This is a genomic window from Pirellulimonas nuda, assembly GCF_007750855.1.
Classification (GTDB): Bacteria; Planctomycetota; Planctomycetia; order Pirellulales; family Lacipirellulaceae; genus Pirellulimonas; species Pirellulimonas nuda.
The window spans coordinates 3,149,416-3,174,807 of the sequence record NZ_CP036291.1 but is presented as its reverse complement, the minus strand read 5'-3'; the positions used below and the strand labels follow the sequence as shown (position 1 = coordinate 3,174,807).

General features: G+C 70.5%; 17 protein-coding genes. 6 read left to right on the top strand and 11 right to left on the bottom strand.

The genetic code is table 11. The features are described from left to right. Positions 1–16 precede the first annotated feature (16 nt). A complete protein-coding gene (gene mdoH, locus Pla175_RS12570; RefSeq protein WP_197527472.1) occupies positions 17–2,002 on the top strand; it encodes a glucans biosynthesis glucosyltransferase MdoH in 1,986 nt (661 codons plus the stop codon). On the opposite strand, the gene Pla175_RS12565 is transcribed toward mdoH, so the two are convergent. The 7 genes from Pla175_RS12565 to Pla175_RS12530 all read right to left on the bottom strand — a co-directional run bounded on the left by Pla175_RS12565 (position 1,999) and on the right by Pla175_RS12530 (position 12,780). Further along, positions 1,999–6,219: a lamin tail domain-containing protein gene (locus tag Pla175_RS12565; RefSeq protein ID WP_145285112.1), complete on the bottom strand. Its 4,221-nt coding sequence runs from the start codon at positions 6,217–6,219 to the stop codon at positions 1,999–2,001. The genes mdoH and Pla175_RS12565 overlap by 4 nt on opposite strands. 142 nt (positions 6,220–6,361) lie before the next feature. Continuing rightward, positions 6,362–8,002 (bottom strand): DUF1559 family PulG-like putative transporter, encoded by a 1,641-nt coding sequence (locus Pla175_RS12560; RefSeq protein WP_145285109.1) that lies wholly within the window; start codon positions 8,000–8,002, stop codon positions 6,362–6,364. 126 nt (positions 8,003–8,128) lie between these two features. Continuing rightward, positions 8,129–9,637, bottom strand: coding sequence for a hypothetical protein (locus Pla175_RS12555; protein ID WP_145285106.1), 1,509 nt, complete (start codon positions 9,635–9,637; stop codon positions 8,129–8,131). Positions 9,638–9,803: 166 nt separating this feature from the next. Continuing rightward, positions 9,804–10,397 carry a hypothetical protein gene (locus Pla175_RS12550; RefSeq protein WP_145285103.1) on the bottom strand — a complete coding sequence of 198 codons (594 nt, stop codon included), beginning with the start codon at positions 10,395–10,397 and terminating at the stop codon, positions 9,804–9,806. Next, the gene (locus Pla175_RS12545) at positions 10,381–10,911 is read right to left on the bottom strand and encodes an RNA polymerase sigma factor (protein ID WP_145285098.1); all 531 of its coding nucleotides are present in this window, start codon (positions 10,909–10,911) and stop codon (positions 10,381–10,383) included. The genes Pla175_RS12550 and Pla175_RS12545 overlap by 17 nt, the downstream gene beginning before the upstream one ends. A gap of 274 nt (positions 10,912–11,185) precedes the next feature. Beyond that, complete coding sequence (locus Pla175_RS12540; protein ID WP_231954382.1) at positions 11,186–11,617, bottom strand: hypothetical protein; 432 nt, start codon at positions 11,615–11,617, stop codon at positions 11,186–11,188. A 170-nt stretch (positions 11,618–11,787) separates the two neighbouring features. Next, positions 11,788–12,780, bottom strand: coding sequence for a DUF1559 domain-containing protein (locus Pla175_RS12530; RefSeq protein ID WP_145292082.1), 993 nt, complete (start codon positions 12,778–12,780; stop codon positions 11,788–11,790). A 358-nt stretch (positions 12,781–13,138) separates the two neighbouring features. Here Pla175_RS12530 and Pla175_RS12525 point away from each other — a divergent pair, with 358 nt between their 5' ends. From Pla175_RS12525 to Pla175_RS26810, 5 genes are read left to right on the top strand one after another with little or no spacing between them, the layout of a single operon-like run. Beyond that, positions 13,139–13,987, top strand: coding sequence for a hypothetical protein (locus Pla175_RS12525; RefSeq protein ID WP_145285088.1), 849 nt, complete (start codon positions 13,139–13,141; stop codon positions 13,985–13,987). A gap of 52 nt (positions 13,988–14,039) precedes the next feature. After that, the gene (locus Pla175_RS12520) at positions 14,040–15,602 is read left to right on the top strand and encodes a M14 family zinc carboxypeptidase (protein ID WP_145285085.1); all 1,563 of its coding nucleotides are present in this window, start codon (positions 14,040–14,042) and stop codon (positions 15,600–15,602) included. Further along, entirely contained in the window at positions 15,596–18,544 is a 2,949-nt protein-coding gene (locus Pla175_RS12515) for a hypothetical protein (RefSeq protein WP_145285082.1), read from the top strand. Before Pla175_RS12520 ends, Pla175_RS12515 begins: the two co-directional genes overlap by 7 nt. 9 nt (positions 18,545–18,553) lie before the next feature. Then, positions 18,554–19,390 carry a hypothetical protein gene (locus tag Pla175_RS25975; RefSeq protein ID WP_197527470.1) on the top strand — a complete coding sequence of 279 codons (837 nt, stop codon included), beginning with the start codon at positions 18,554–18,556 and terminating at the stop codon, positions 19,388–19,390. A gap of 45 nt (positions 19,391–19,435) precedes the next feature. Further along, positions 19,436–19,558 (top strand): hypothetical protein, encoded by a 123-nt coding sequence (locus Pla175_RS26810; RefSeq protein ID WP_261342819.1) that lies wholly within the window; start codon positions 19,436–19,438, stop codon positions 19,556–19,558. Between the two features lie 1,614 nt (positions 19,559–21,172). Here Pla175_RS26810 and Pla175_RS12505 read toward each other — a convergent pair. From Pla175_RS12505 to Pla175_RS12490, 4 genes are all read right to left on the bottom strand, one after another. Then, positions 21,173–21,439: a hypothetical protein gene (locus Pla175_RS12505; RefSeq protein ID WP_145285079.1), complete on the bottom strand. Its 267-nt coding sequence runs from the start codon at positions 21,437–21,439 to the stop codon at positions 21,173–21,175. 26 nt (positions 21,440–21,465) lie between these two features. Then, complete coding sequence (locus tag Pla175_RS12500) at positions 21,466–21,717, bottom strand: transposase (RefSeq protein WP_145285076.1); 252 nt, start codon at positions 21,715–21,717, stop codon at positions 21,466–21,468. A gap of 855 nt (positions 21,718–22,572) precedes the next feature. Then, complete coding sequence (locus tag Pla175_RS12495; RefSeq protein WP_145285073.1) at positions 22,573–24,231, bottom strand: hypothetical protein; 1,659 nt, start codon at positions 24,229–24,231, stop codon at positions 22,573–22,575. Further along, positions 24,221–24,517, bottom strand: coding sequence for a hypothetical protein (locus Pla175_RS12490; RefSeq protein WP_145285070.1), 297 nt, complete (start codon positions 24,515–24,517; stop codon positions 24,221–24,223). The genes Pla175_RS12495 and Pla175_RS12490 overlap by 11 nt, the downstream gene beginning before the upstream one ends. Between the last annotated feature and the right edge of the window lie 875 nt (positions 24,518–25,392).

The following is a 25,392-nucleotide window of genomic DNA, read 5'->3' as shown; positions in this document are numbered from 1 at the left end:
GGGAGGGCGTGCTGCCATGTGGAAAACGGCGACCATCCGCGCAACGATCGCCGTGGCGGCGTTGGCGTCGAGTTGGTGGATCGCCAATGCACTCGGCAGCCGCCTGGGCGCCGACGGCTGGACGCTCGTCGAATCGCTGCTGGTGATCCTCACGTGGATGCTGACCGCGCTGATCGCGTTTTCTTTCTGGATGGCGACCCTGGGTCTCGGGCTGGCGCTCTTCCGCCGCCGCGGGCCGCAGAGCTCCGCGACGCGTCTCGACGTCGGCGCCCGCGTCGCCGTGCTGATGCCGATCTACAACGAGAGCGTGGCGCGGGTGTTCGCCGGGATCGAGGCGATGCGCCACTCGCTGGGCGAGACGGGCGAGGACGGGCGGTTCGACTTCTTTGTGCTGAGCGACACGACCGACCCCGACGTCTGGCTGCAGGAAGAGTTCGCCTGGCAGCGGGCAGACGCCCGGCCCGACACCCACTGCCGCGTGTTCTACCGGCACCGCGAGGACAACGCCGGGAAGAAGGCGGGCAATCTGCGCGACTTCTGCGAGCGGTGGGGCGCCGGCTACCACTACCTGTTGGTGCTGGACGCCGACAGCGTGATGACGGGCGAGGTGATGCTCGAGATGCTGCGACGCATGGAGGCCGACCCGGGCCTCGGGCTGCTTCAGACCGTCCCGATCCCCGTGAACCAAGACTCGTTCTGGGCGCGGTGCCAGCAGTTCGCCGCCGCGGCCTACGGGCCCCTGCTGGCGCGGGCGTTCGAGGCGTGGGCCGGCGACGCCGGCAACTACTGGGGGCACAACGCGATCCTGCGCACCGAGGCCTTTATGCGTCACTGCGGTCTATCGGACCTGCCGGGCGCCAAGCCGCTGGGGGGCGAGGTGCTCAGCCACGATTTTGTGGAAGCGGCGCTGATGCGCCGCGCGGGGTACAAGGTGCGACTGGCCTCGGACCTCGGCGGGAGCTACGAGGAGTGCCCCCCGGCGCTACCCGACTACGCCCAACGCGACCGCCGCTGGTGCCAGGGGAACCTGCAGCACACCCGGCTGATCTTCGAGAGCGGCATCATGCCGATGTCGCGGCTGCACTTCATGTTCGGCGTGCTGGCCTACCTGTCGTCGCCGCTGTGGCTGCTGGCGATCGTGCTGGGGCTGATGAGTTCGGCCGATTTTGATGGGGCTTCCGAACCCTCCGGGCCGAGTTGCCTGGTGGTGTTTGGCGTGGTGATGGCGATGCTGCTGCTCCCCAGGCTGTGGGCGCTGTTGGCGCTGGCCGCCGGGAGGGAGGGCGCCGCGGGCTTCGGTGGCTGGCTCGCGCTGGCCTCCAGCGCGGTGCTGGAGACGGTCGTCTCGGTCTTCGCGGCGCCGATCATGATGCTGTTCCACACCCGCTTCGTGCTCACCACCCTGATGGGGCGGATGGTCGGCTGGAACGCCCAGACGCGGGACGGGCACGACCTCTCGCTGCGCGACGCGCTGGCGGCGCACGGCTGGCAGGCAGCCATCGGCATTGTGGGGACGCTCGTGATCGTCCTCACGCGGCCCAGCGCGTTGCCGTGGCTATCGCCGGTGCTGATCGGCGCGGCGCTGGCGCCGCTGATCTCGGTCGTGCTGAGCAGCGGGCGGGTCGGCAGGGCGCTGCGACGCTGGGGCTTGCTGCTGACGCCGAGCGAACTCTCGCCCGAGGCCGTGCTTGGCGCGCAGCGCAGGTTGATCCCCGAGCACCGCCGCCAAACCGACGAGCTGGGCGACGACCCCTTTTCGAGCGTCCTGGCGAGCCCCGGGCTGGCGATGGTCCACGAGTCGATCCTCACCGCCTCGCCGACCGCCAAGCACTCGAACCCCACGGCGCTTGCGCACCTAGCCGAGCGCGACCCGGGCTCGCTGACCCCCGACGAGAAGCGGCTGCTGCTGAGCGACCCGGCCGCGTTTCACCTGGCCTGGACGCAGCGGCTCTACGAGCCCAGCGACGCGGCGTTGGGCTACGCGTCGACGCCAACCGGCTAAGCCTCGCCGAGCTCGACGAACAAGCCCTGCAGCGCGTCGTCCATCAGCCCGGCGTGCCGCTTGGCCGCTCGTTCGGTCGAGCCGTGGTCCGGTGCTCGACGGTGGGGCCCCGCGGCCTCGGCGTCCCGCTCGCCCAAGCCCCGCCGCAACGCCAGCGTCAGCAGCGTCGTGCGGTGCGTGCCGGCAGGCCCTCGCCACAATGCGCTGCCGGCGGCAGGGGGACGCTCGGCGGGCTCAGGGGCGCGGGCGCTGAACAGCGGGGCGGTGGCGGGCGGGGGAGAGACCGCCTCGCGCTGGGCGGCGACCGCGGCGTCTCCCGCGTTCGCTGCCATGGCAAGGTCGATCGCCGCGGCGATCGCGGGGGAGGCGCCGAGGTTGTCGCGCCACACGGTGTAGTCGGCCGCGTCGACGCGGCCGTCTCCGTTGCCGTCTGCGCCGGCGTAGGCCGTCACTGTCTGGCCGAACTGGGCGGCCCAGAAATCGCGGTCGAGCTGCTCGACAAGACCGTTGCGGTCGTAATCGCCCGGCACGACGGTCGACCCGTCGGTACCGGGCGTGCCCCCTACCGCGAGGCTTGCGCGCCAGTTGGCTGGGTCGTCGTACGGGTCGCCCGCCGCCGCCGAGGGGTCCGCGGCGTCCTGGTCGAAGGGGCCGATGTACTCGAGCGACGACCCGTCGCCGTCCGCCGCGGCCGGCCAGCCGGGGGCGTTGCTGTCGCCGTAGACGAACGACTGCAGCAGCCCGCCCACGGGGCCGCGGAGCGCGACGGTTTCTCCCTCGTTGGCGAGGCTCCCCGAGAACTCGCCCGGCGCGATATTCGCAACACCCGGATAGGCGGCGGCAAAGGCCGCCTGGTCGCGCACCACCACGACCCGCTGGCCGGGGCCGAGCGAGCCGCCGGTGAAGTCGTAGCCCCCCGACGAGAACCCCTCGAGGCGCAGGCCGGCGAGGTCGATCGTCGCTGCGCCGAAGTTCAGCAGCTCGATGTACTCGGTCGCGTCCCCCGATCCGGGCGGGTTGTACATGAGCTCGACCACGCGGACCGTCGCCAGATCGGGGATAGTGAACGCGGCCTCGACCAGCGGGCTCCAATCGGCGCCGTTCTTGACCCGCGCCAGCACCCGCAACGGGGAGTTTACGGCCACGGTGAGCGGTCCGGGGCCGTGCGTGGCGAGCGGGTTGGCCCCACCCCCGGCCAAACGGGGGTCCGATCCGTCGAGCGTGTAGTAGACCTCGGCGCCGACCGGCGCCCCTGCCGGGAGCGACAGCAATAAGTCGTAGCCCGGCGTCACCTGCCCGCCGTACTGGCTGAGCGCCGGCGCCGCCAGCGGCACGAGCCAACCCGCGGTTTGGAACTGCGACAGCACGGTCTGCGTGCGGCCCGCGAAGAAGTCGGCGATCACCGCGTTGTTGACCGCCAGGAAATCGGCCTGCGTGTAGGGGTCGCTCTCGTTGCGGTTGTCGCCCCAGCGGGCCGACTCGCCCAGGATCGGCGCGGTGATCTCGTCGATGCGGGCCTGGTAGACGGAGCGGGCCGCCTCGGTCGTCAGCACCCCGCCGTTCTGCATCAGCGCCTGCACGCGGTCGGCGAACCGCTGGCGGTACTCGGCGTTTCCGATCAGGTTGCGATGGATCGACGTGGGCGCCTCGAAGTCGTCCTTGCCGGTGAGGTCGACCGCTTGCGTGTAGGAGTCGCCGTTGTCGGCGGTCGGGAAGGCGTGCTCTTGGTCCCACGCGTGGAACCGCCACAAGCCGCCGCTGCGGTCGCGCGAGGCGTACCAGTTGTTGTGCGACCAGTCGGCCGCGTTGCCGGCGTAGTAGTGCACGATCATGTAGTCGATGAACTGATCGACGTCCAGCACTTGCTCTACGGCGGCGTAGGCGGCGGCGCTGGCGGGGCTGTCTTGCACCGACTGGGTGGCGCTGAGCAGCGACGCGAAACGCTGCTCGGCGGCGACGCCCCCTTGGACCCAGGTGTACTCGTGGGCGACGTCCTGGTTGGCGTGCTTGACGACATCGTAGTCGTCCTTGTCGCCGCCGCAGTACTCGGCAGCGAACGAGTCGTCCGGGCGTTCGTGCAGGTTGTAGAGGCCCCAGTACAGGCCGTTGAGGTACAGGTGGACGTACTCGCCGTGCGGCGCCCCCTTGCCCGACGCCAGGTTCTGCAGGTCGGACACCACCTGGTCCGTGACGAACCGGGCGTAGTCTCGCTGCACCGGGTTGGCGTGGTGCCACGCGTAGTTGTACATCGCGTCGAGGATCAGCGAGTCGAACTGCGACGCCGCCCCCGCGCCGAACAGCGCGTCGGCGAACACCGGGTAGTTCAGCTCGGTCGGCCCGTACGGGAACTTGAACTTCACCTGGAAGGAGAGCTTGTCGGAGTTCCACCGCAGGGTGCTGGAGTGCCCCTGCGTCTCGACCCCCACGTCGAGGTGGAACGTATCCGTGGGAGAAGCAGGGTTGAAGTACTCCAGCGACGCGGAGCGTTCGCTCGAGCTGCCGTGGATATAGATCCCTTGCGGCTGGGGCGCCACCGTGGTCGTGCCGGCAAACGTGCCCGGCTGGGGCGTCCCGCCGAACAGGTCGTCCCAGTCCATCACCAGCGAAACGGTGGGGATCGCCTGGAGCGCGTCTTTGATGGATTGCTGGTTGCCGGTCACGATGTCGGGGTCCAGCCCCCAGTCCGACTCGTCGTCCAGGTTGTAGCCCGACTCGCTGCCGCTGTCGCTCTTGTCGTGCCCCCACGTGGCGTACGGCTGGGTGACGTCCGCGGCGCTCTGCTGCAGGACGTCGTCGAGGAACAGGTAGGTCTGGGTGTCGACGTCCGTGGGCGTGTAGCCTGCCTTGTAGGCGATCGCCCGCAGGGTGGTCGTGTCGGCGATGGCGACCGGTCCGCCGTAGAGCGTGCCGGTGGTTGGGGAAGGAAGGCTGCCGTCGGTCGTGTAGCGGATCAGCGCCCCCGGGGTTTGCGACGTGATCGCCACGTCGAACGGGGCGTCGAAGAAGCCGCGGTCGACCGAGAAGTGCGTGTCCCCCACAAACCCCTGGTTCGCAACACCGTTGGGCGAACCGGGGCTGGGCCATGCCATGAAGCCGACCGCCTCGGCGCCCGTCGCCCGCCCCGCGGTCAGCACCGGCTCTACCAGCAGGTCGAGCCGGTTCGCGTTGCTGGAAGAAGAACTGGTGCTGTTGACCGCGTGGAACGCCAGCACGTTGGTCCCCTCGACCAGCAGCGGCAAGTAGGCCGACAGCTCGAACGACGCCACGTCCAGCGCTTCGGCCAGGCGGTTCGCGGCGCCGGCGGTCGAGCTGGTCCCCACCTGGTTCCCCGCGAACGAGTCCCACTGCGGCTGGGGGCGGGCGAAGTCTTCGGCAAAGTTGGCGCGGGCGACCTCGCGGCCATTGAGGTAGGCGATGAACCCGTCGTCGAACCGCAGGTCGAGCGCCAGCGACGTGAGCCGGGCGGCGCCCTCGACCTCGAAGTTGAAGCGGACGTAGGCGGTGGTCTGTGTCGTGCTCATCTCGGCGGGGGTGAGCGTACGTCCGATGAACGGGGCGAGGTTTACGCCGTCGGAGTTGCGGTCGAAACCAACCGACCGGGTCCCCGCGAGCCAGCCCGAGTCGTCGAAGCCCGGCTCACGCCAGTGGTCGTCGACCGCGGCGTTCTCCCCGGTTGGCACGTGGGCGCGAACCGCCGTCGCGGCGCCGACCAGCGTCTGGGGCATGGCGCCCGTCTCCGCGACGCCCCGGCCGTAGGAGGCGTCGGCCCGCTGCGGCGGGTAGGACAGGTACGCGTCGACCACCGTGGCGCCATCGGGCGCGACCAGCAGCAGGTCTTCGCCCGACTTCTCGAGCTGAAAGTTGGTGTGGAGCTCGCCGTTGGTGCGGTCCTTGCCAGACGCGAAAACCACCAACCGCTGGCCGGCGGCGATCGACACGCCGTCGGGCACGCGCCACTTGTCCGGCTGCGTGGCGTCGTCCGACAAGTAGTACCCGCCGAGGTCGACGGCCGCCGCGCCGGTGTTGGCGAGCTCGACCCAGTCTTGCCGCTGGCCGTCGGCGTCGCGGATGCCGCTTTCGTTGTCGGCCAGGAACTCGGCCAGCACGACCGCCATCACCCGACGCGACTCGAGCGTCTCGAACACGGGCGCCCGCCGCCGGCGCCGCGTGGCTGCATTACTGGCCCGGGCGGGACGCCGACGACGGAAAGAGAGCATAGGGTACCGGCAGCGGAGAGGAATGGAGGAGGACGTGAGGCCTCTGGCGAGCTGTCTACGCCTACCGTACCCAGCCCCTCCGACGCCGGCGACCGCAAGAACGCCCTGTTTTCGGCCTGCGGAATTCGGAGAACCGCGGCAGCTACGGGTGATCCACCTCTCCGCCGCTGATCGTGAGCGCGTTGCGAAGCAGCTCGGGCTGGACCTCAAACGGGAAGTACCGGGCGCTGCCGTCCATGTAGGCGGTCACGAACCCGTCGCGGCCCGCTTGGCGGAGCTGGGCGAGCGGGTCGGCGAGGTCGACCCGCCAGTCCTGGGGCTTGGTCCACAGCACGGCGTGCTCGTCGGCGACCTGGGCGATCAGGACGGTGTTGGACGTGCCGTCGGTCACTTTGCGGTAGCTGAGCCCCTGGCGGAAATGCACGGCTTGTTTGCCGACCTTGCGCTGGGTGAGCTTGGCGTCCTCGATCGGCGCAAACGCCGTTCCCGCGGCGACCGGAACCAGGTAGGTCGTCTTGCCGGCGGCGCGCAGTGCGTCGCTCGCGCTGCCGAAGTAGGGCCCCGGCAGCACCTCAGCGAGCTTCAGGTTGTGCGGGCTGTCCCAGGGTTCGTCGAGGTGAAACCGGTCGTACAGCGCCTGCTGTTCGAGGTAGGGGAGGATGGCGACCCGCCACGACAGCAGCGGCTTGCCCTGGGGGTCGCAGATCGCGGCGGCGGCGGGCAACGCCCCGCGTGCCGACTCGTAGTTCAGCAGCCCCAGGGCGATCTGCTTCATGTCGTTCATCTGCTGACTGCGCCGCGCCGCCTGCTGCCCCGCTGCGACCGCGGGCACGACGAAGCCCTTGGCCAGCGCCGCGATCTCGCCGTCGTCGTGCGCAACCCCCACCCGCAGCGCGGCGCCCTCAAGCCGCGGACGCAGCAGCGTTGCCGCTTGCTCGACGACGCCGGCAACCGGCGCCGCCCGCGGCTCGCTCTTGGCGAAACGCACCCCGGCGTCGATGGCGCCGTCCGCCAGACGCTTAAACCGCTGTGCGGACGCGTCGTCCGCCGCGGCCAGCGTCAGCTCGGCATGCCACGCCGGGGGCTGGCGGACGGTGAGCCGCAGGTAGCGGAAACCGTCGGCGGCGAGCCGTGCGTCGAGGTCGCGCAGCGGCGGGGCGAGCGTGGGCCACAGCTCGCGGACGACGCGCCGGACATCGGCGCCGGGGGAGACGACCGCCGCGGCCGCGGCGTCTCGCTCGAACGCTTCGGTCAGCGGGTCGAGCAGGTCGCTGCGGGGCGAGGGCGTCAGCGACGCGTACCGCTCGAGCGTCTTGCCGACCCCCATCAGCAATACGTCTCCCTCCCACCGGAGCTGAAGCGCCTCCAACAGCGGGGGGGGGAGCAGCCCCCGGGCCATCGCAACGATGTCGTCTTTCTGCGGCGCCTCACAGGCGACCGCCACAAGCACGCCGGAGTCGAGCCGCACGTCGGGCACGGCCAGCACGGCAGCCACCTCCCGCACCCCGAGCGTGTGGAGCCGACCGAGCAGCGACGCGGCCTGCTCCAAGTGCGCTTCGGCGGTCGCTCGGCCGCCCGGCGGCAGCAGGCCGTAGCGGCCGAGCGTGCCGAGCGCCCCATCGGCCCACGCCGCGTCGATCGATACGGCAGCCGCCACGAAGGTTTGGTCATCGACGCGCGGCGCCAGGGCCAGGCGCACACGTTGGGCGGCCTCCGGGTCGGCGAGCGTGGGGGACGCCAGCAGCAGGACGGCAGCGAACACGAGGGCGCGATGGTGGTTCATCGGTTGGTTTCCGGGCAGGGGGTCCGTAGGTCAGGCTGTGCCTGAGGGATGCAGTAGAAGCGTTCGATCCGAGGGGAAGCATGGCGAGGGGGTCTCTGCCCCGCCCCTGGTCAGGCACAGCCTGACCTACTCGGCGACGATCGTGAGCTCGTAGCGCCAGTTGCCGGGGACGCCGTCGGAGTTGGGGAGCGTGACGATCGCGGTCGGGCCCTGCGGGGCGTCCACCAGCTTGTACTCGAACGCCTTGCCGGTGGCGGGGTTGAGCGGGATAGGGACGCAGGTTACTTCCTTCAGCTTGCCGGGGAGCACGCCGTCGTTCTGCGCGGCGTGCATCCGCAGCGCCTCGAGAACGCGGAGTGCGGCGATCTGGCGGTCGAGGCGCACCTCGGCGCCCCGTGCGGCGCCGAGCGCCGGCAGGAGCATGCTGTCCATCGGAAGCAGTTCGTGGTCCGGGTCGCTGCCTAAGGGTCCCTGGTTGCGGAGCCGCTTCTCGGCAGCGGCGTACAGCGGGCGGCCCACTGAGAACGGGACGCTGGCGGCGGCCAACTGCCGGTCGATGATCTCACGGTGCACACGGGCAGTGTAAAGCCCCAACACTTGGCCGACCGGCATGGCCTCGACCTGTTCTGCGCTGTACCCCCAAGCGGCGAGCCTCGCTTTGGCGTGGGCGTACCCGGCGGCCGCCACGAACGTGGGGAGGAGTTCGACGGCCAAGGGGGGCGGGTCGGGCGCGCCAATCAGCGGCAACATCTCGACCATCGATCGCACGGAGCGGTTCCAGAGCGCATTCCATTCGTCGTATGTCTTGGTCTCATCGGCCGAGACCCGCAAAATCGGCAGCGACCGCGCTGCCAAGTCCAACTCGCCGACCATCGCGTCGCGGATCGGCACCAGCGGCGTTGGCAGTTGGGTGAGGGCCCAATACAGGTTGGGCGAACCAGGCGCCCCGATAAGTTCGAGCGCGTTCTGGTCAGCGGTGGAGCAGAGGGCCATGCCGATCAGCGAGCAGATCAACAGCGGCTCATTCCCGGCGTGCCGCCCCATGGTGTAGTTGATCCGCATCAATTCGGCCGCGTCTTGGAAGCGTCGCTCTGCAAGCGCGAAGCGCGTCTGCAACGCCACGGCGCGGCTCAGCGACCGCAGCTCCTGAAACTCGGGTAGGAGCAGGGAGACCACCTCCGGCGTCGTCAGGTCCTGGATGTACAGCTCCCAGTCGCACCGCCGGCGACTCGCCCCCCGTCGGGCGAAGCCGTCCACCGAGTCATCGAACCGCGCCGAAGCGCTCGCCAGTTGCTCGAGCGGCAAGGCGCTCAGCGGGACCTCCGTGCTGTACCAGTCTTCGACCCCTGCCTGGCCCCCGTCGTCGAGGGAGGAGGGCCACTCTTTGCGGGCCCCGCGCCACACCTGGCCGATCCCCCCTTCAGCGAACGCCCTGCGGTAGTCGACCGCCGCGTTGCCTTCTACCTGTTCCATTGGGGGCAGCTCGAAGCGGTACTTCAGCAGCGGCGACGGCGCGTCGGCCGGCGTCGCGGTGATGCGGACCACGGTGACGTCGTCCTCCTGCGTCTCCCACACCGTTTCGGCGCGGAGCGCAGCGGGAAACAGCAGCACCAACAAACCAAGCAAGCGGGTCATTCAAGTCACCTTCGGGGGGCGAGCCGCCGGCGTCAGCCGACGGAGTGTTCATGCACATCAACGAGTTTTTGCTCTCAGACTTCTACGACGACTCCGGCGGCTGACGCCGACGGCTCGCCTAAGGGAACGGATGGGTTCCCTTCGTTAAAGCAACGCATCCAGCGATTCACGACCGCACCCCTCCCTCGGCCAACAGCTCTTGCATCAGCTCGCCGGCGGTGGCGGCGCGGCGTGGCGGCTCGGCCGGCTCTGGCTCGCCCCGCTCCGGCCCGTTGCTGGGCCAGAGGGGGCCGAGGTCCCCCGTCGCGATCCGCTCGCGGAGCGCGAGCAGGCTCGTGTCGGCGGGGTCGGCCCGCCCGGGCAGGGGCGCCGCCCGCGGGACCCAGGCAAGCCACGGGCTCGGGGCGCGTTGGGCGTCTGGCAGGCGCGGCGGCGGCGCGGTCGGCGTCGGAGCCTGGCCCCCTGTCGGCGCGTCTGCCGGGGCCGCTTCCCTCGCCGCTAGAACTGGCTGGGCGTGGTTTGCCGCCACGCCGGCGGGGTCGACCGGCCGGGCCAACTGCATGCCGAGCAGCAGCGACGCCGCCATGGCCGCCGCCGCCCCCGCGGGCCACGCCCACCGAGCCGGCGCGTGCGCCGCGGCGGCGCCGGCTGCCTCCCAGCCGGCGCGGTACATCAGCGCGTCTCGGTCGAGCGTCACGGCCGGGAGCGACGCCGCGGCCAGCCGGGCTTCCAGTTCGGTCTGTTCACGATCGGGGCGCATGGTGGGCCTGGGTGGGAGCGGGGGAGTCCTGATCTGGTTCCAGCAAACGCCGCAGCCGCTCTAGCGCCGCGGTGTAGTCGCGGTGCAGCGAGCTGGTCGGCCTGTCGGTTACGTCGGCGATCTCGTTGAAGCTCAAGCCGCCCCACAGGCGGAGCACCACCAGCTCGCGCGCCTGCGGGTCGAGCCCCTCGAGCAGGTCGCTGGCCTCCACGGGCGACAGGTCGGCCCCGTGGCGTGGGGCCCCGTCGCGTGGGGCCTCGCGGCGTGCGGCCAGCGCTTCGCGGCTCGCGCGTCGCCGCTGGCCGCGGTGTTCGTTCTGGGCCCGCCGCCGCACCACGCGGAACAGCCACGCCCGGGGGGAGTCGGGCGGGGGCGCCTGCCGGGCCAATTCAATCAGCGCCTCCTGCACACAGTCGTCGGGCGCCGCGCACCACTGCGCCGCGTAGAGCCGCAAGGCCGGCCCGTGGCGGTCGAGCAGCCGACCAAGCTCGTCGCTACTAAGGAGTCTGGCCATGCGTTGCGCCGGGGGACTTTATGAGTATGTCCCCGCCGCGGGCGCTCGTGTCCCAAGAAAAGCGGGTCCGCCTGCGATCCTACCCCGCCGGCGCCGCAGGCAAGAACGCCCGGGTCGGGATATGCCGATCCGCCGCACGATGCAGGCGACCGCTTGGCGTTCGGCGGGCCCGCTGGTCCGCTCGCCGCAGGGCGGGGCAGGGCTGGTGAGGGCGGGGCAGGGGAGGGCGGGGCAGGGGCGGAGAGCAGCCCGAGCGACCGGTCGCCGGCCGGCGCTACGGCTTGCGTTTGGGGATCGCGAGGTCGAAGTCGAGCGGCGGCATGTCGGGCGCGAGTGTCGCGGTGAGCTCGCTGCGGGCGTTGTACTTCTCGGGGACGAACTGCTCGCGTTCGTCGGCAAACACCCCGCTGCCGGGGTCGGTCTCAAACTTCTTGCCGGTCTTCCGCTCGCCGGTGATCGCCACCTTGTAGTCGCCGGGCGCCACCTTCTTGGCGAGCGGCAGGGCGTACCGGCCGTCCGCGATCTCCGCGACCGCCTCGCGCTGCGTGGCAGACGGTGCGGCAGGGGAGAAGACGATCAGGCCGGTCGGCACCGGCTGACCGTTGACCGAGACCTTCCCCTCAAACGCGCAGTAAGTGGGCCCGCCGCAGCCGGCGGCCGCGAGCAACACTACGGCGAGCAACGCAGGCAGATCGAACAGGCGCATCGTCATCCTAGCAATCCCCAAGACCATTCTCGGTCGGCCCGGACCTACGCCAACCCGACCTACGCCAACCCGACCTACGCCAACCCGCCCGGCGCCAACCCACCCGACGCCACCGGCCCTTGCAACAGCGGCCCTTGCAACAGCGGCCCTTACACCGCCGGCCCGTGCCACTAAAAGCTCTCGGTGGCGATTTCTTCGCCATCGGGGGTCGCCAGCACCTGCCAGTTCACGAGCTGGATGCCGTCCGAGATGAACTGGGCGCTGCAATCGGCCAGCAGCACGTGCGCGCCCCCGGGGTGCTGGCTGCGGGCGGCCTGCTGCCAGCCCCCCTTCCAGGCGTTGATCGTCAACTGGCAGGGGGCGTTCTCCGGGATGCTTACGCAGTAGCGGGTGCGGTCCGGAAACGACGAAACATCGTTCGGCACGACGTTGTGCATGTACATCACGGCGCCCCCGTAGTGCAGCGCGCCCCGGGTGTCTTCGCCAACCACGTTGATGATCTCCGCCACCATCGCCGTCTTGCTGGTTCCGTCGGTGATCTCGGCCAGCCGCCGGCCGTGGTTCACCAGGAACACGCCGCTCGCCCCCAGCGACGACGTGGCGCTGGCGTACGGCGCAAACGGCCACTTCTGGGCGCCGGAGATGCCGGCCACCTTCTGGTCCGGGTCGGGGTTGTGCATGTAAATCTGCCCGATCCCGGCGTTCACCGCGTACGAGCCGCGGGCGCCGTAGAAGTCGTTCACCAGGCCAACCGGCTCGAGCGACGGGCACTTGAGCGTGGCGAACTCGATGTGGTGCGCCTCGTTGCCGGCGCGGTCCCGATCGGCCAGCGGGATGGTCCAGTCGGCCTGGCCGTAGGCGGCCGCCTCTTCGATGTACTGCAGCACCTGGGAGACCCAGCTGTAGAGCGTCGGGTCTTGAGAGACGTCGAACCGCTGCACGGCGCCGATGGGGAGCCGGCCGCGGGCCGACTCGAAGTTCATCACCGCGAGGCCTACCTGGCGGAGGTTGCTCTGGCACGAGCTCCGTCGGGCCGCTTCGCGGGCCGCCTGCACGGCGGGCAGCAACAGCGCCACCAGGATGCCGATGATGGCGATCACTACCAGCAACTCGACCAGCGTGAAGCCGCGGCCGGTCGCCGGGCGTGGCGTAGGAGAAACCATGGGCCATCTTGGGGTGGGCGACAAACGCCAGGGGCGTTGGTCGCGAGGGTACGGTGGGTCGTCGCCTGATTCTCCATCCCGGATCGTATCCGATCGGCGCCGTTTAGCAAGCGCAATTACACACGCCGGCGCCAAGCAGGCGCAAGTATTTTTTAGGGAGTAGCTTGCGTTTGCGCGTGGCGGTCGCTAACGTTCGAGCAGGCGCGGGAGTGATCCCGCTGGTTGGAACGGAGCACAGGCGCGAGAGTCGGCCTCATTGGAGGCCGAGCGCTGGTGCTCCGTTTTTTTGTGGCGTACGCCCGAAGCTTGCTGAGTGATCGCTCTTTGCCCCGGTTCCATTCACCGCCCGAGTTACCTAATGAACCGACCGACTAGAACTGTCTTGCTGTTTACCCTCGCGGCGCTGCCCATCGGCCAGGCCCACGGCGTGCTGCTCCAGGAGTTCCTGTTCAGCGACCCGGTAGGGACCAACATCGTTGCGACCAGCAACAGCGTCGCCAGCGGTCAGCCCTGGTACGACGACGTTCAAGGCGACCTAGCCGGGCTCGCCACCAACGGCCTGGGCCAGTACGACACCGCCCTCAAGACCAACACCGCGACCGGAGACGCCTTCATCGACGTCATGCCCGACGTGACCAGCGGCGCGGTCTACGGCGTGATGGAGCTGACGTACGCGTTCGACGAGCTCACGTTTGACTCGGCAGAACCGGAGGATATCCGGCTGGCGCTTCTTTCATTGGGTTCAGTCGGGAGCAGCACCATTGCAGCAGAATTCCAGATCACCCGCACGTCCGCCACCGAGCTGGCCATCTCGGGCAACGCGGTGGGAGCGGTCGGATCGGGCGCCACTGGCATCCCAGCCGTCGTTCTCCCGGGGGGTCTAACCGCATCCACCCCGCTTATCGCGGTAGTTGCAGCCAACCTCGACACCGATATCTTTAGCATCTCCTTCTCGACGGACAGCGGCGTCAGCTTCACGACAATGGGCGGGGGCAAGCTCGACCCCGCACGCAATTTCTTGCAGGTACGGATGCGGCTGAACAACGACCTGTCCCAGGACAACGTGTTGATCGACCGCGTCGCCATCTCGACGCACAACCCGTTCCCCGGGGCGCTGCCGTCGATCCCCGAGCCCTCCTGCGCCGCGATCGCGCTGGTGTGCGTCGGCGCCATCGCCGCCGGCCGGCGGCGACGCGTTCGGCGCTAGCGATCGGCCCGTGAACGCCTGCAACGGAGGGAAGCAGCCCAGTTTGAGAACGATGCCCCGTGGCGGAACCGAGCCGAGGCAGCCTGCTGCCCGGCGGCGGTATGTGGTTTGGTTGTGCGTGACCGCCGGGCTGGCGACGCCCCTGCGGCCCGGGCTGGCGGTCACGCTGTCGGCCGACTTCGACTCGGCGTCCCTGGACGTCGCGGCTTCTTCGCTCTCGGGCGGCGTCATCAACCTCGTGGGGCGAGACAACTACAACACCGGCGACTGGAAGTGGCTCTACTTCCTCGCCAGCGACCTGCCGACCCCAGCGCCGACCTTCCGCATCGACGACGACTTCGCCGGCGGGGGCTCCAACCTGGTCGGCCACGCCATGGCCTACAGCTATGACCAACAGCACTGGGAGTTCTTCGACAACAACGTCCGCAACGCCGGCGCCGGCGCGTTCACCTTCTGGAACGACGCGGCCTTTACCGGGCCCGAGGTTTACGTGGCTTACGGCATCCCCTACCCACGGTCGCGTGCGGCCCAGCACACCGCGACGGTCGCGGCGAGCGGCTGGGTGCTGCCGACCCTCTCGGGGGGGGGCTCGCTCGCCGTCGGCCTGTCGCCGGGCGGGGTCGATGACCTCGGTCGGACGATTGCGCCGTCGGAGCTCAGCGGGTACCGGATCGTCGACCCGGTCGGGGCGGCCTCGCGGCCGCAGGTCGTGCTGACCAGCGGCGTTCACGCCAACGAGACGCTCGGGAACCTCGTGCTGGAAGGGCTGGTCGACTTCTTGGTGGGGGACTCGCTGCAGGCGGGGCTGCTGCGCAAGGCGTCCGACCTGTTCGTCTACCCGATGGTCAACCCGGACGGGCGGCTGGCCGGCTACAACCGCGGCACCGTCGCCCGACCAGACGACGACCCCAACCGCTACTGGGCGGCCCCCGGCTACGGCGGCATCGCCGAGCTGCAAGAAGTGGGCGCCGCGATGATCTCCGACACCGGCGGCGCCGCCGACTACCTGATCGACTTCCACTCGACCGTCGACGGCAAGGACGGCCACTACGGGTTCGTGCTCCCGGCGATGCAGTCCGACCCGCTGTGGCAGAGCTTCCTCGCCCGCGAGCCGCAGGTGCTCACGCGCAACGCCCTGCTGGTGGACGACACCACGGCCAAGTTCGGCCGCGACACGCTGGGCGCCGGCTTCTCGATCACGTTCGAGACGCAGTTTATCGCGGGGGAGAACGAGGACCGCTTCCTGGCTATGGGCGAGAGCTGGGGGCTGGCGCTCGCCGACGCGCTGCTGGTGTTCGCCGACCTGAACCTCGACGGCCGGCTCGACGGGGCCGACTGGTCGCGCATGATCGCGGGCGCCGAGACCGACCTGTCGATGCTGCCCGCCGCCGACGCCTACCTGCGCGGCGACCTGGACGGCGACGGCGTGAACAGCATCGCCGACTTTGGGATCTTCCAGCACGCCTACACCGCCACCCACGGACCCGCCGCCTTCGCCCGTTTGTTCGCCGCCGTCCCGGAGCCCTCGGCGTCTCGGCTGGCGGCGGGCGTCCTGTTAACCCTGTGCGTCTACGGCGCCTGCCGAACCCCGCCCTTCCGAGGCCTGAAATGCTAAGCGAAACGTCTTTCCGGAACCTGCTCGCGGCGTGCTGCGTCGCCTGGCTGCTCCCCGTGGGCGCGGCCAGCGCCGTCGACCTCCAGGCGTTCGAGTTCAGCGACGCCAACGGCACGGAGCTCAACACTGCTGCGAACTCGGTGAATCCCGGCAACAACTGGACGACGTCGCTCGTGCTCGACAACCCCGCGTTCAGCCCCTCGACGGTCGAGGCCGGTTCCTACCGGCTCGTCAAAGAAACGCCGGGGCTGGCGACGGCCCACCTGCAGATCGCTAACGTTGCGTCGGGATCACTCTACCTCGTCGCGCGGATGGCGGGCTGGGCGTTCCGCGAGTCCGACCCCCCCGGGGCGGCCGAGGAGGTGCGGTTCGCGTTCCTGAACGACGACACCGGGATCAGCGGGGCCACCATCACCGCAGAGGCGGTCATCCGCCGCAACGCGGCGGGAACCATCGAACTCGCCGGCCGTGCGCTCGGGATCGGCGGCACGACGATCGCGGAGGTGGCGCCGCTGGCGACCGACCAAACCGCCCCCTTCACGCTGGTCCTCGAGGCCAACCTCGACAACGACACGTACAAGGTGTTCTACAAGAACGGCACGAGCCCGTCGCAGTTTCTTGGGCTCGGCGCCATCGCGCCCACACGCGACGCCAACTCGGTGCGTTTCGCCGCGAACAACTTCTTCGGCGACGGCAACTTCGCGCCGGTGCTGTTCGAGGAGCAGGTGCTGGTCGACCGGATCGCCGTCTCTACCACCAACCCGCTCTCCGACTTCCTGACCGCCACCGTGAACCGAGACACCGGCGCGCTGACGCTGGTCAACAACACGGGCGTCGCGCTCCCCAACCTGCTCTCGTACTCCATCGAGTCCTCCGCCGGATCGTTGAACGCGGCCGGGTGGAAGACGGTCGCTGGCAACTACGATGTCAACGGCAATAAGACGGTCGACGTCGACGGCGCCTGGTCGGTCCAGACCGCGACGGCCTCGACGCTCGCCGAGGGCGCACTCGACGCCAACGGCGGAGCGCTCTCCGTGGGCCAGTCGGTGGTGCTCAACCTGGCCAGCGGCGTGTGGCTCAAGTCGCCGTTTGAGGACCTGACGCTCAAGCTCAACTTCGCGGGGGGGGTCACCCGCTCGGCCGACGTGTCGTTCACCGGCAACTCCGGCAATCGCTTTGTCGTGGGGGACCTGAACTTCGACGGCCAAGTGACCGCGGCCGACTGGACCACGCTCATCACCAACGCCGAGACCAGCCTCGCCGGGCTCACGCTGGCCCAGGCCTACCGCCGGGGCGACCTCGACGGTGACGGCGTGAATAGCATCTTCGACGTGGGCCTGTTCCAAACCGCCTACGACGCGGCGAACGGCCCCGGCGCCTTCGCCGTGATGGCCGCCAGCGTGCCGGAGCCCTCGGGCGTGCTGGCCGCGTTGTTGGCCGTCGCCGCGGGCTGCGTGCTGAGGCTCCCTCGCCGCGCGTCCGCCTGGGCCTGCCTGGCCCTGCTGCTGGCGGCGCCGACCCCGGGGCGGGCCGCCATCCTCGACGACTTCCCCTTCACCGACGCCAACGGCGCCCGCCTGGGGGAAGTCGAGAACGTCGCCAACCCGGCCCACGTGTGGCTGGAAGAGACCTCGGTGATGACCGAGTCGTTCGTCAACGGCGGGGTGCTGCGGGTCCAGAAGGCCAACGACGACTTCGCCCGCAACATCCTCGACATCAACAACATTACCAGCGGCAAGGCGTGGCTGGTGGCCCAGTTCGCGGGCTGGAGCTTCTCCTCGCTGGTGGGACCCGCCGAGTTCGACGACACGCAGCTTGAGGAGATCCGCCTCAACTTCCTCGACAACGACACGGGGCTCACCAACGCCAGCTCGACGGTGACCGCCCAGGCGATGATCTCCCGCACTCCGACCGGCGGGCTGGAGCTGACCGGCTCTGCCCTGGGCGGCGGGACCCCGATCGCGGCGACCCCCCTCAGCCTGACCCAGTCGCAGGCCTTTCAGCTGGTGCTCGAGCTCGACAACGACGCCAACACCTACACCCTCTACACCAAGAACGGCGCCGCGCCCTTCGCCAGCGCCGGGACGGGCAATATCAGCTCTGCACGCAACGGCAACTCGGTCCGTTTCGGGGTGAACAACAACTTCGGCGGGACGGGCGAGTTCCTGGACGTCGACCGGATCTACATCACGGACGTCTCGCCCATCGTCGACGCGGTCGACCCGCTCACGCTCCGCGTCAACACCACCACCGGCGCCGTGTCGATCGTCAACGCGTCGAGCGTGCCGTACGCGTTCGACTCGTACCGGATCGAGAGCGCCAGCGGCTCGCTGCGCGTGGGAGACGCGTTCTGGTCGAGCCTGAGCGACCGCGCCGTCGACGCGGTGGATGGCCCCGACGCGGGGTCGACCCTCGGGGACGGCGTCGGCGAGACCTGGGACGAGGCGGGGGGCTCCGGGCCCGGCGTGCTGGCCGAGTCGTTCCTGCTGGGGTCGACCAGCCTGGCGCCGACCCAGTCGCTCGCGTTGGGCAGCCCCGTGACCCCGGGCGGGACGCCGCTGATCGATTTCCAGTTCCGCCGCGCCGACACCGGCGCGGTGATCAGCGGGCTGGTTGAGTTTGTCACCGGCGGCCTGACGGGGGACTACAACGGCGACGGCGCGGTAAACGCCGCCGACTACACGGTGTGGCGCGACACGCTCAATCAGAGCGTGCCCGCCGGGACCGGCGCCGACGGCGACTCCAACGGCGTGGTGGGCCCCGCCGACTACACGGTCTGGAAGAACAGCTTCGGCCTCGGCGCCGCCGTCGCGGCCGTCGAGGGTTCGCCGGTCCCCGAGCCGGCCGCCGTGCTGCTGCTGTTGGTCGCGGCGGGGTTCCCCGCTGCGTCGCGGGCGTGGCGGCCGCGCGGCCGCGTCGCAACCGCGGCCCCCTTCGAGTAACCTGGGGGCATGCAACACTCCCCTCCCGCGGTCCGTAGAAACCTGCTGGCATTGGCCGCGTGCGTGCTGGCGGCCGGCGCCACAACGGCCTCCGCCGCGGAAAACGACGTGCTCGCTCTGGCCCGAGGCTTCGCCGACGGCGGCCGCTACCACTGGGTCGCCGGCAACTCGGGGTCGCCGATCGCCCTCGAGCTCGGCGGCCAACAAATCCTCCCCAAGGGGGACGGCACGTTCTGCAGCGGCTTCACGTTGGCGGTCGCCTTCGAGACCGCCAAACGCCGTGGGCTGCTCGACGGGGTCGCGCTGGAGGACCTGCGGGCCTTCCAGCGGAACTGGTTCGGCGCGACCAAGGCGAGCGGCGAGACGCAGTGCGTGTACGCGGCCGAGCTGCTGGGCGTCGGCCGCGGCGTGCCCGTCGACGAGGCCAAGCCGGGCGACTTCGTGCAGCTCTGGCGGGCGGGCGGGTCGGGCCACAGCGTGGTGCTGCTGGGGCTGGTCCGCGACGCCGACCAAGTCGTCGGGCTACGCTACCGGAGCTCGCAGGGCTCGACCGCCGGGATCGGCGACCGAGAAGAGTTTTTTGCAGACGCCCCGGGCCGCGGCGGCTCGGTGCTCCGCGGGCGGACCTACGTGTGCCGCCTCGACGACGCCGCGCCCGACTCCTCGACGCCCCCCGCGAAGAAGGCCCCGACGACTCATTCGACCACTGGCTCGACCACTGGCTCGACCACTGGCTCGACGGAGCCCTCGACGGAGCCCTCGACGGTTCCCTCGACGGTTCCCTCGACGGTTCCCTCGACGGTTCCCTCGACGGTTCCCTCGACGGTTCCCTCGACGAAGCCTTGAACCGCGCCCTGAACCGCGCCGACGCCCCGGAGGCCGACGGCCGGTTTGCGGAGGCCGGGGCCCTGCTCCAGCGACTTCCAACGGGGCGAGGTCGAGACCGACGGCCAGAACCTGTACTTCGACGCGTGGGACGGAGGGCTCGAGGCCCAGACCGAGCCGGCGGCGTAGGGCGGGCGTGAATCTGGTCGCGGATCGAGTCGTTTGGTGCGGCGTCGCAGAAAAGCAGTGTTCGCCATGAGATGTGCCGGGGCATGGCGAAGGAGCAAGTGCGGGCGCTGGCGTCACCCTCGGGCAGCGCGGTAGGTCGCCGGCCCCGCGGCCGCAGCGTGTACGAAATGCGATCCGGTCTGGGAGCACGGGCTCTGCCTCGAGACGCCGCTGCCAAGTCCGTACCGGCTGTCACCGGCCGGGTGGTGGCGACCGACTTCAGCGGCAAGCAGAGACTGAACACCTGGGTGACGTGTTCCTTTTCACCCTAGGCTAGCTGCTGATCCGAGACGCGCCCAAACACCCCACCACGACCGGCCGCACGCCGGGGGTCCTCACCCCGGCTGAATCCCGAAGGCGGGCAGGAAGCGCGTATATGCTTTCTGTCCAACGGCGCGTACGGGTCGATCCAGCGCCCGCCACCCCGAGAGCGGAAGGTCCCGGCTGGGCGCGTCGCACGCGGCTGTTGTTTGGCTCTGCCGCCGGGCCGCACCGGAGCGGGCCCCGCCGACGCCGCGCACCCCCGTGCGTGCATTTGTGCTGATGCTGGCTCGACTCCCGCACAGGCCAAATAGAACGAGCCGTTCGTTGTTGTCGGCCTACAGGCGCCCCGACACGGCCGTTCACGCGCTGTCCGCCGGGGCGCCCGTCCAGGTTGTCAAATAGCACGGGCTGCGTGCCGCCGATCGGCGGCTACGCCGCGCACCCCCGCCGCGCGGTTTGCGCTCTTTTCGCCGCGCACCCCCACTGTGCGATTTGCGCTCTTCCTTCCGCCCACACCCGCCATGCGAGGTGCGCTCCTCGTGGGACGCACCCCTGGCGTCCGGGCCGAACTGCTGACGCACGATCTCCCAGGCGAGGTGAGGTCCGGGCGAAACGCGCCGGCGAACGTCCCGGCGTCGCTCAGCGACCCTTCGAGGCCCCGGTACGACGACACACGTCCTCGCGATGGCGGTGAGAACTAGCGGCACGACAACTGGGTCGCCTCGGCTGGCAAGCCTTGGATGTTCGCCGGTCAGCACCAACCCGTCGCAAGCCGCGCGCGGCGATGGCGCCCAATCGCACGCTGCGAAGGCTGACCGGCCGAGCCCAACGCTACCGGTCGCGCGCCCCAACCATGGGGCCGCGGTTGCAGCCGATCGGGGGAGCGGCCGCGCTCGTGCCCCGGCGCGGCCGTTGACGCGCTGTCCGCCGGGGCGCCTCTCGGATTGTCAAACAGCGGCCCGGCGGGAGAGTTCGGGCGTCGGCCGCCCCCCGCGGGCGGCCCCTCTACGCGCGTAGAGCGATCGGTGCTTCGTGCTGCGCACAACGCTCAGCGAGCGGTTGCGGGCTGCTGCGCCGGGCGCCGGCGTGGCCGGCGTTGCCCGACAGATGCGCGGATTGTCATTTCTTGTGGGTCGGGAGCCGGCGTGGGGCGTTGCCCGACAGGTTGGCGGATTGTCATTTCGGGTTTAGTGCGGGGAGTGCGGCTCGCCGGCGGGGGCGCCGCCGGCGAGCCCGCCGGGGCAGGCGCCGCCGTCTGTTGAGCCGAGCCTGTCGCTGCTGGGCCTCGCAGCGGCGCTGCGTCGGCCCGGCTCAATAGGACGATTGACGCTCGCGCTGCCCGCTGCGGCGCTGCTCGATCCTGGACATCAGGTCGAGCTGCTTCAGCGCCTCGGTCGTGTTGCGGTTGCTGTCGAGTTGGCGCCTGAGCTTCTCGTGGATCGGGAGTTCGGCGTCGGCGAGCAACGCGGACGTCTCGGCGTGGGCCGCCTCCGCGGCGAGCACGTGTTCGAGCGCCGTCTGCATCAAGGAGCTTTCGCCCTCATACATCTCGGCGGCCCGCTCTTGGAACGCCAGCACCCGCGACGCGGCGTCGCGAGGGCGTCCTAATCGGCGTAGGCGCGGTTGTTCCAGAAGCGACGCTTGAGGTGGCGCCAGAGGTTCTGGGTCGGGTTCAGCTCGGGGCAGTAGGGGGGCAGCCTCACCAGCGTCACGTTCTCCGGCACACGCAACGGCGCCCGCTGGGCGCCCGTGGGTCTAGTTTCGGCAGCGCCGTCCCAGATCATCACGGCGCGCCCTCCCTCGGGAAGGGTCTTGGCGAGCAGCTCCAAGAACGAATGGATGATTTTCGGGTTCAGCTGCGGGCTGAGGAGCCCCCCGGCGTGCCCCGCCGAGCTCCAGTAAACGCTGCGGGCGCACGGCGCCGATGCCCCTCAGGTACTTGTACTGGGTCTGACGCACCGCCGTTGGCCGCGGGCCCTTCTCGGCCCAGACGTTGGTGTTGGTCCCCTGCTGGCCGAGCCGTGACTCGTCCTGGAAGTAGACCCGCAGCCGCTTGCCCGGGTGCTCCGCGGCGATCTTGTCGAGGCGCTCGGGCCACGCATCTCACCGTCCCGGTGACGTTTCGCACAACGACGGGCAAGGGGGGCGTGCTCCATCGCGGCAATCTTCGACCAACCGAAGTCGAGGGGCGCCAAGGGTTCTCCGTCACCACGCCGCTCCGCGCGCTCATGGATGCCGCCGCCGACGGCACGATCGCCGAGGAGCGCCTAGCGCGAGCCGTCGAGCAGGCGATCGACCGCGGGCTGGTTCGCAAGTCGCAGCTCGCCACCGCGGCCGAGGCATCGTCCGCACACGGCCGGCTCGCGCGACGGATCTCCGCCGTGCGCTCATCCCCACCATGGGGAGATCGTACAAATCCACCGCGGGATTGGGATTCTAGATGTCGCTTGAAGAGCGCTTGAGGACGCTCCATGACGAAACGGGAGCGCATGGTGCTGGGCGTCGCCGCCGGCTGCGCACCCCCGCGCGCGGGTTTGCGCGCGTTGGCGGCGGCTGCGCACCCCCGCGCCATGCTTTGTGCGTTCCCGGGGCCGCCGGCCGGGCGGATCGGGGCGACGCATGCCTGCCCCGGCGCGGCCGCTTACGCTCTGACCGCCGGGGCGCCGAATTGGGTTGTCAAACAGCTGGCGAGCGGGAGGACCCGCCACGCGTTAGTCCTGTTGGCCGACGTTGGCGAACAGGTCGGCAAACGACGCAAACGGCGCGGCGGGTTGGGCCGGCGGCCGCTCGGCCGGTCGGGCCGCCGGGGCAGCCGCCGGGGCGTCGCGACGCAGCGGGTACAGGGGGGCCACGGCAGCCGCCGTCGGGGCAGCGGGGCCGAGCTTGGGCCAGGTCGTCCGCTGCACGGCGTCGATCCGCATCGCGGCCTCGTAGTCCCGCAGCGCCCCCGACGCCCGGCGGCTAAGGCTATCGATGCACTTCTGGACCGTCGGGCTCTTCCAGTCGTCGCCCTCCAGGCCGAACTCGGCATCGCGCACGGCCCGCTGGGTCTTGAGCACGGCCTCCGCCGCCAGCTGGAGGGCGACCCCGGCGCCGGGGGGCAGCAGGCCCGCGAGGCAGCGGTGGTCGGTCGCGTCGGTGGACTCGTCCTGCTCCTCCTCGTGGAGCATCCGGGCCGCCAAGTCGAGCGCCTCGGTAAGGCTTGAGCAGCCGCGGCGATTGGTGCGGGGCGCCTCGGGGGCGAGCTGCGTCGGTCGCAGCCGCGGGTAGCGGCGGAGGTACGCCGCAAGCCGTTCGAGCGCCCCGGGGTCGTCGCCGTCGATGGCGCCGCAGATCATCATCAGCTCGTCTGACTCATCCAGCTCCGCGACGGTCCGCTGACGGGTTGGGTCCATGCGGGCCCGCCATTCCGCCGCTGCCTGTTCGCGGACCCCGTCCGGGCACCCCCCCATGCGACGCATGACGGCGGCGTGCAGCTCTGAGTGTCCGACCGACGCACGTTCGGCGGCGTCGATCAGCTCCCGCTCGTGCAGCAGGTGCGGGTCCTGCGTGAGCCGGCGCCCCCGGGCGTCACGCGGCGTCGTGTCGGCGGCGCGTTCGGCGGCCCACTCCCGCTGGTACTCGAGCCTCGCCCGCTCCTCGTTCGCTTCTTGGAGGCGCTGCTTGGTGCGCGAAAGCAGGCCGTACACCCCCCACCACTCGGCCTTGGCCGGGCCGTTGCGGGGGAACTTCCCCCACCCCGGGCCGAGCCACTTCCAGTGGGCTTTGGCCTCGTCGTACGGCCAGCAGTCCGGCTCGCCGTCCTCGGTGGACTCGATGTATTCCTCGAACGTCAACGGGTCATACTCCGCCTCGCACTCGTACGCCTCGCCCCCGTGGTCGCCGTCGTCGTAGAGGGCGCCGTCGTCGTAGAGGGCGCCGTCGGCCTCGGACGTCGGGGCGGCGTCGGCCGAGGCGCCGGCGGAGGCGCCCGCCGCGGTGGGCGCGGCCGGGGCGTCCCTGGTCGTGGAGCGCTGCTCGTTCGTCCTCGCGAGCCCGGCGGCAAGCGCGGCGCCGAGCCGTTCTACTTCTGCCTGCGCCGCTTCGATCGGCGCCTCATAGGGCGCCTTCGCCGCCGCGACCGCGGCCCGGAGGTCCGAATCGATGGCGGCGCCGGCGGCGTCATCGAGGGGGGCCTCCGCGGCGGCCTGGGGGGGCGACGCCGCTGGCGGTCCGCCGGCGGGGGCCGGCTCGGGCGCCGCGCCCGTTGGGGCGCTCGGGCAGAGCGCGGCTTGGACCATGGCTTCTACGGCGCCGGCGGCGTCGGCCCCTTGGGGGGGCCGCGGGGGCTCGGCCGGCGCCGGTTCTTCGGGATGGGGGTTACTGGACACTGCGTTTCTTGCTCCAACGGCGGTTCTGGTAGTGGAATCCGGCGGCGGTCGCGGCCGCCTCGATCTGGGGCCGGGCGGCGTTGTCGGCCTGCTGGAGGTCGGCGTCGATCTGCCGCAGGGCGCGGACCAGGGCCTGGCGGCGGGCCCGTTCTTGCTTGCGGGCTTCGGCCGCGTCGGCGGCCGCCTGGGCCTCGGGGCCGCTGCCCCAATAGAGGGTGCGGGGCTTGCCGTCGACGCGGACGTTTTGCTGAAAATAGCGGCGGTTTCCGCGGGTTTTCCAACCCATGCGTGGCCTTCCTGGCAGGGGATCCGTGGTAGGGGATCGGGGGGCCACTTCCGTGCTCCGCGATCCGAAGCGGGGCGACCGCGCCCGGCTCTAGGAACCAGCGGGCCGCTCCGAACGACGTTCCGGGCCGCGCGACATTCCATTGCCCTTTCGGACTCGACCGCTGCAGAAAGCGGCCGCCGTTGACGCGGCTGCCTCGATTCTACCGGGGGGGTGCAGAAAAAGAAAGCGTTTTGTCAAGTGCCCCAGCCGCTCGTCCCAGGGCCCGGCCGATTCGCTTCGGCCGCCGGGGGACGCGGCCGCGGGCCGACGGGGGTGGGGCCGCACCCATGGGTCGGACGAAACAGGGAGGCGGCGCCGCGGCTTGGCGTGCGTGGTTGGATCGCAAGGCGGGGCAGGGCGGGGCCCGCTGGGGCAGGGGGGCCGGCGCGGTCGGCCAGCCTGGAACAGGGGCCGCGGCTTGAGTGCGGACACGCCGGGTGAAACGGCTGGATCCTTCGGACAACTAGCCGAGGCCATCTTCTCTGGGATCCTCGGCCATCCACCAAAAGTACGTCTCACCTCCCTTCCGATGGTCATCACCCTGTTGGCGTGCCAGCGCCAAAGGGTCGTGCCGACGCGGGTTTGGTTTGACGCGCGTCGTGCCGCTCTCAGCCCTTTCTGACCCGCCATTGCTGAGGCGGTATCCTCGCGATCGAATCGAGAACCTTTCCTCAGAGGTCGTCGCCACCGCTGCGGATTCTTGCCGGACGACCCCCGCGGCGGCCGGTCCGCCTCCGGCCACCTGGCGGGCGCCGGATCTGAGGGAGGTGATGTCCACCGCTGCGCCGTAGCCGAGCCTCGAAATTGCTGAGATGAGGCAACCGCCGCAACCG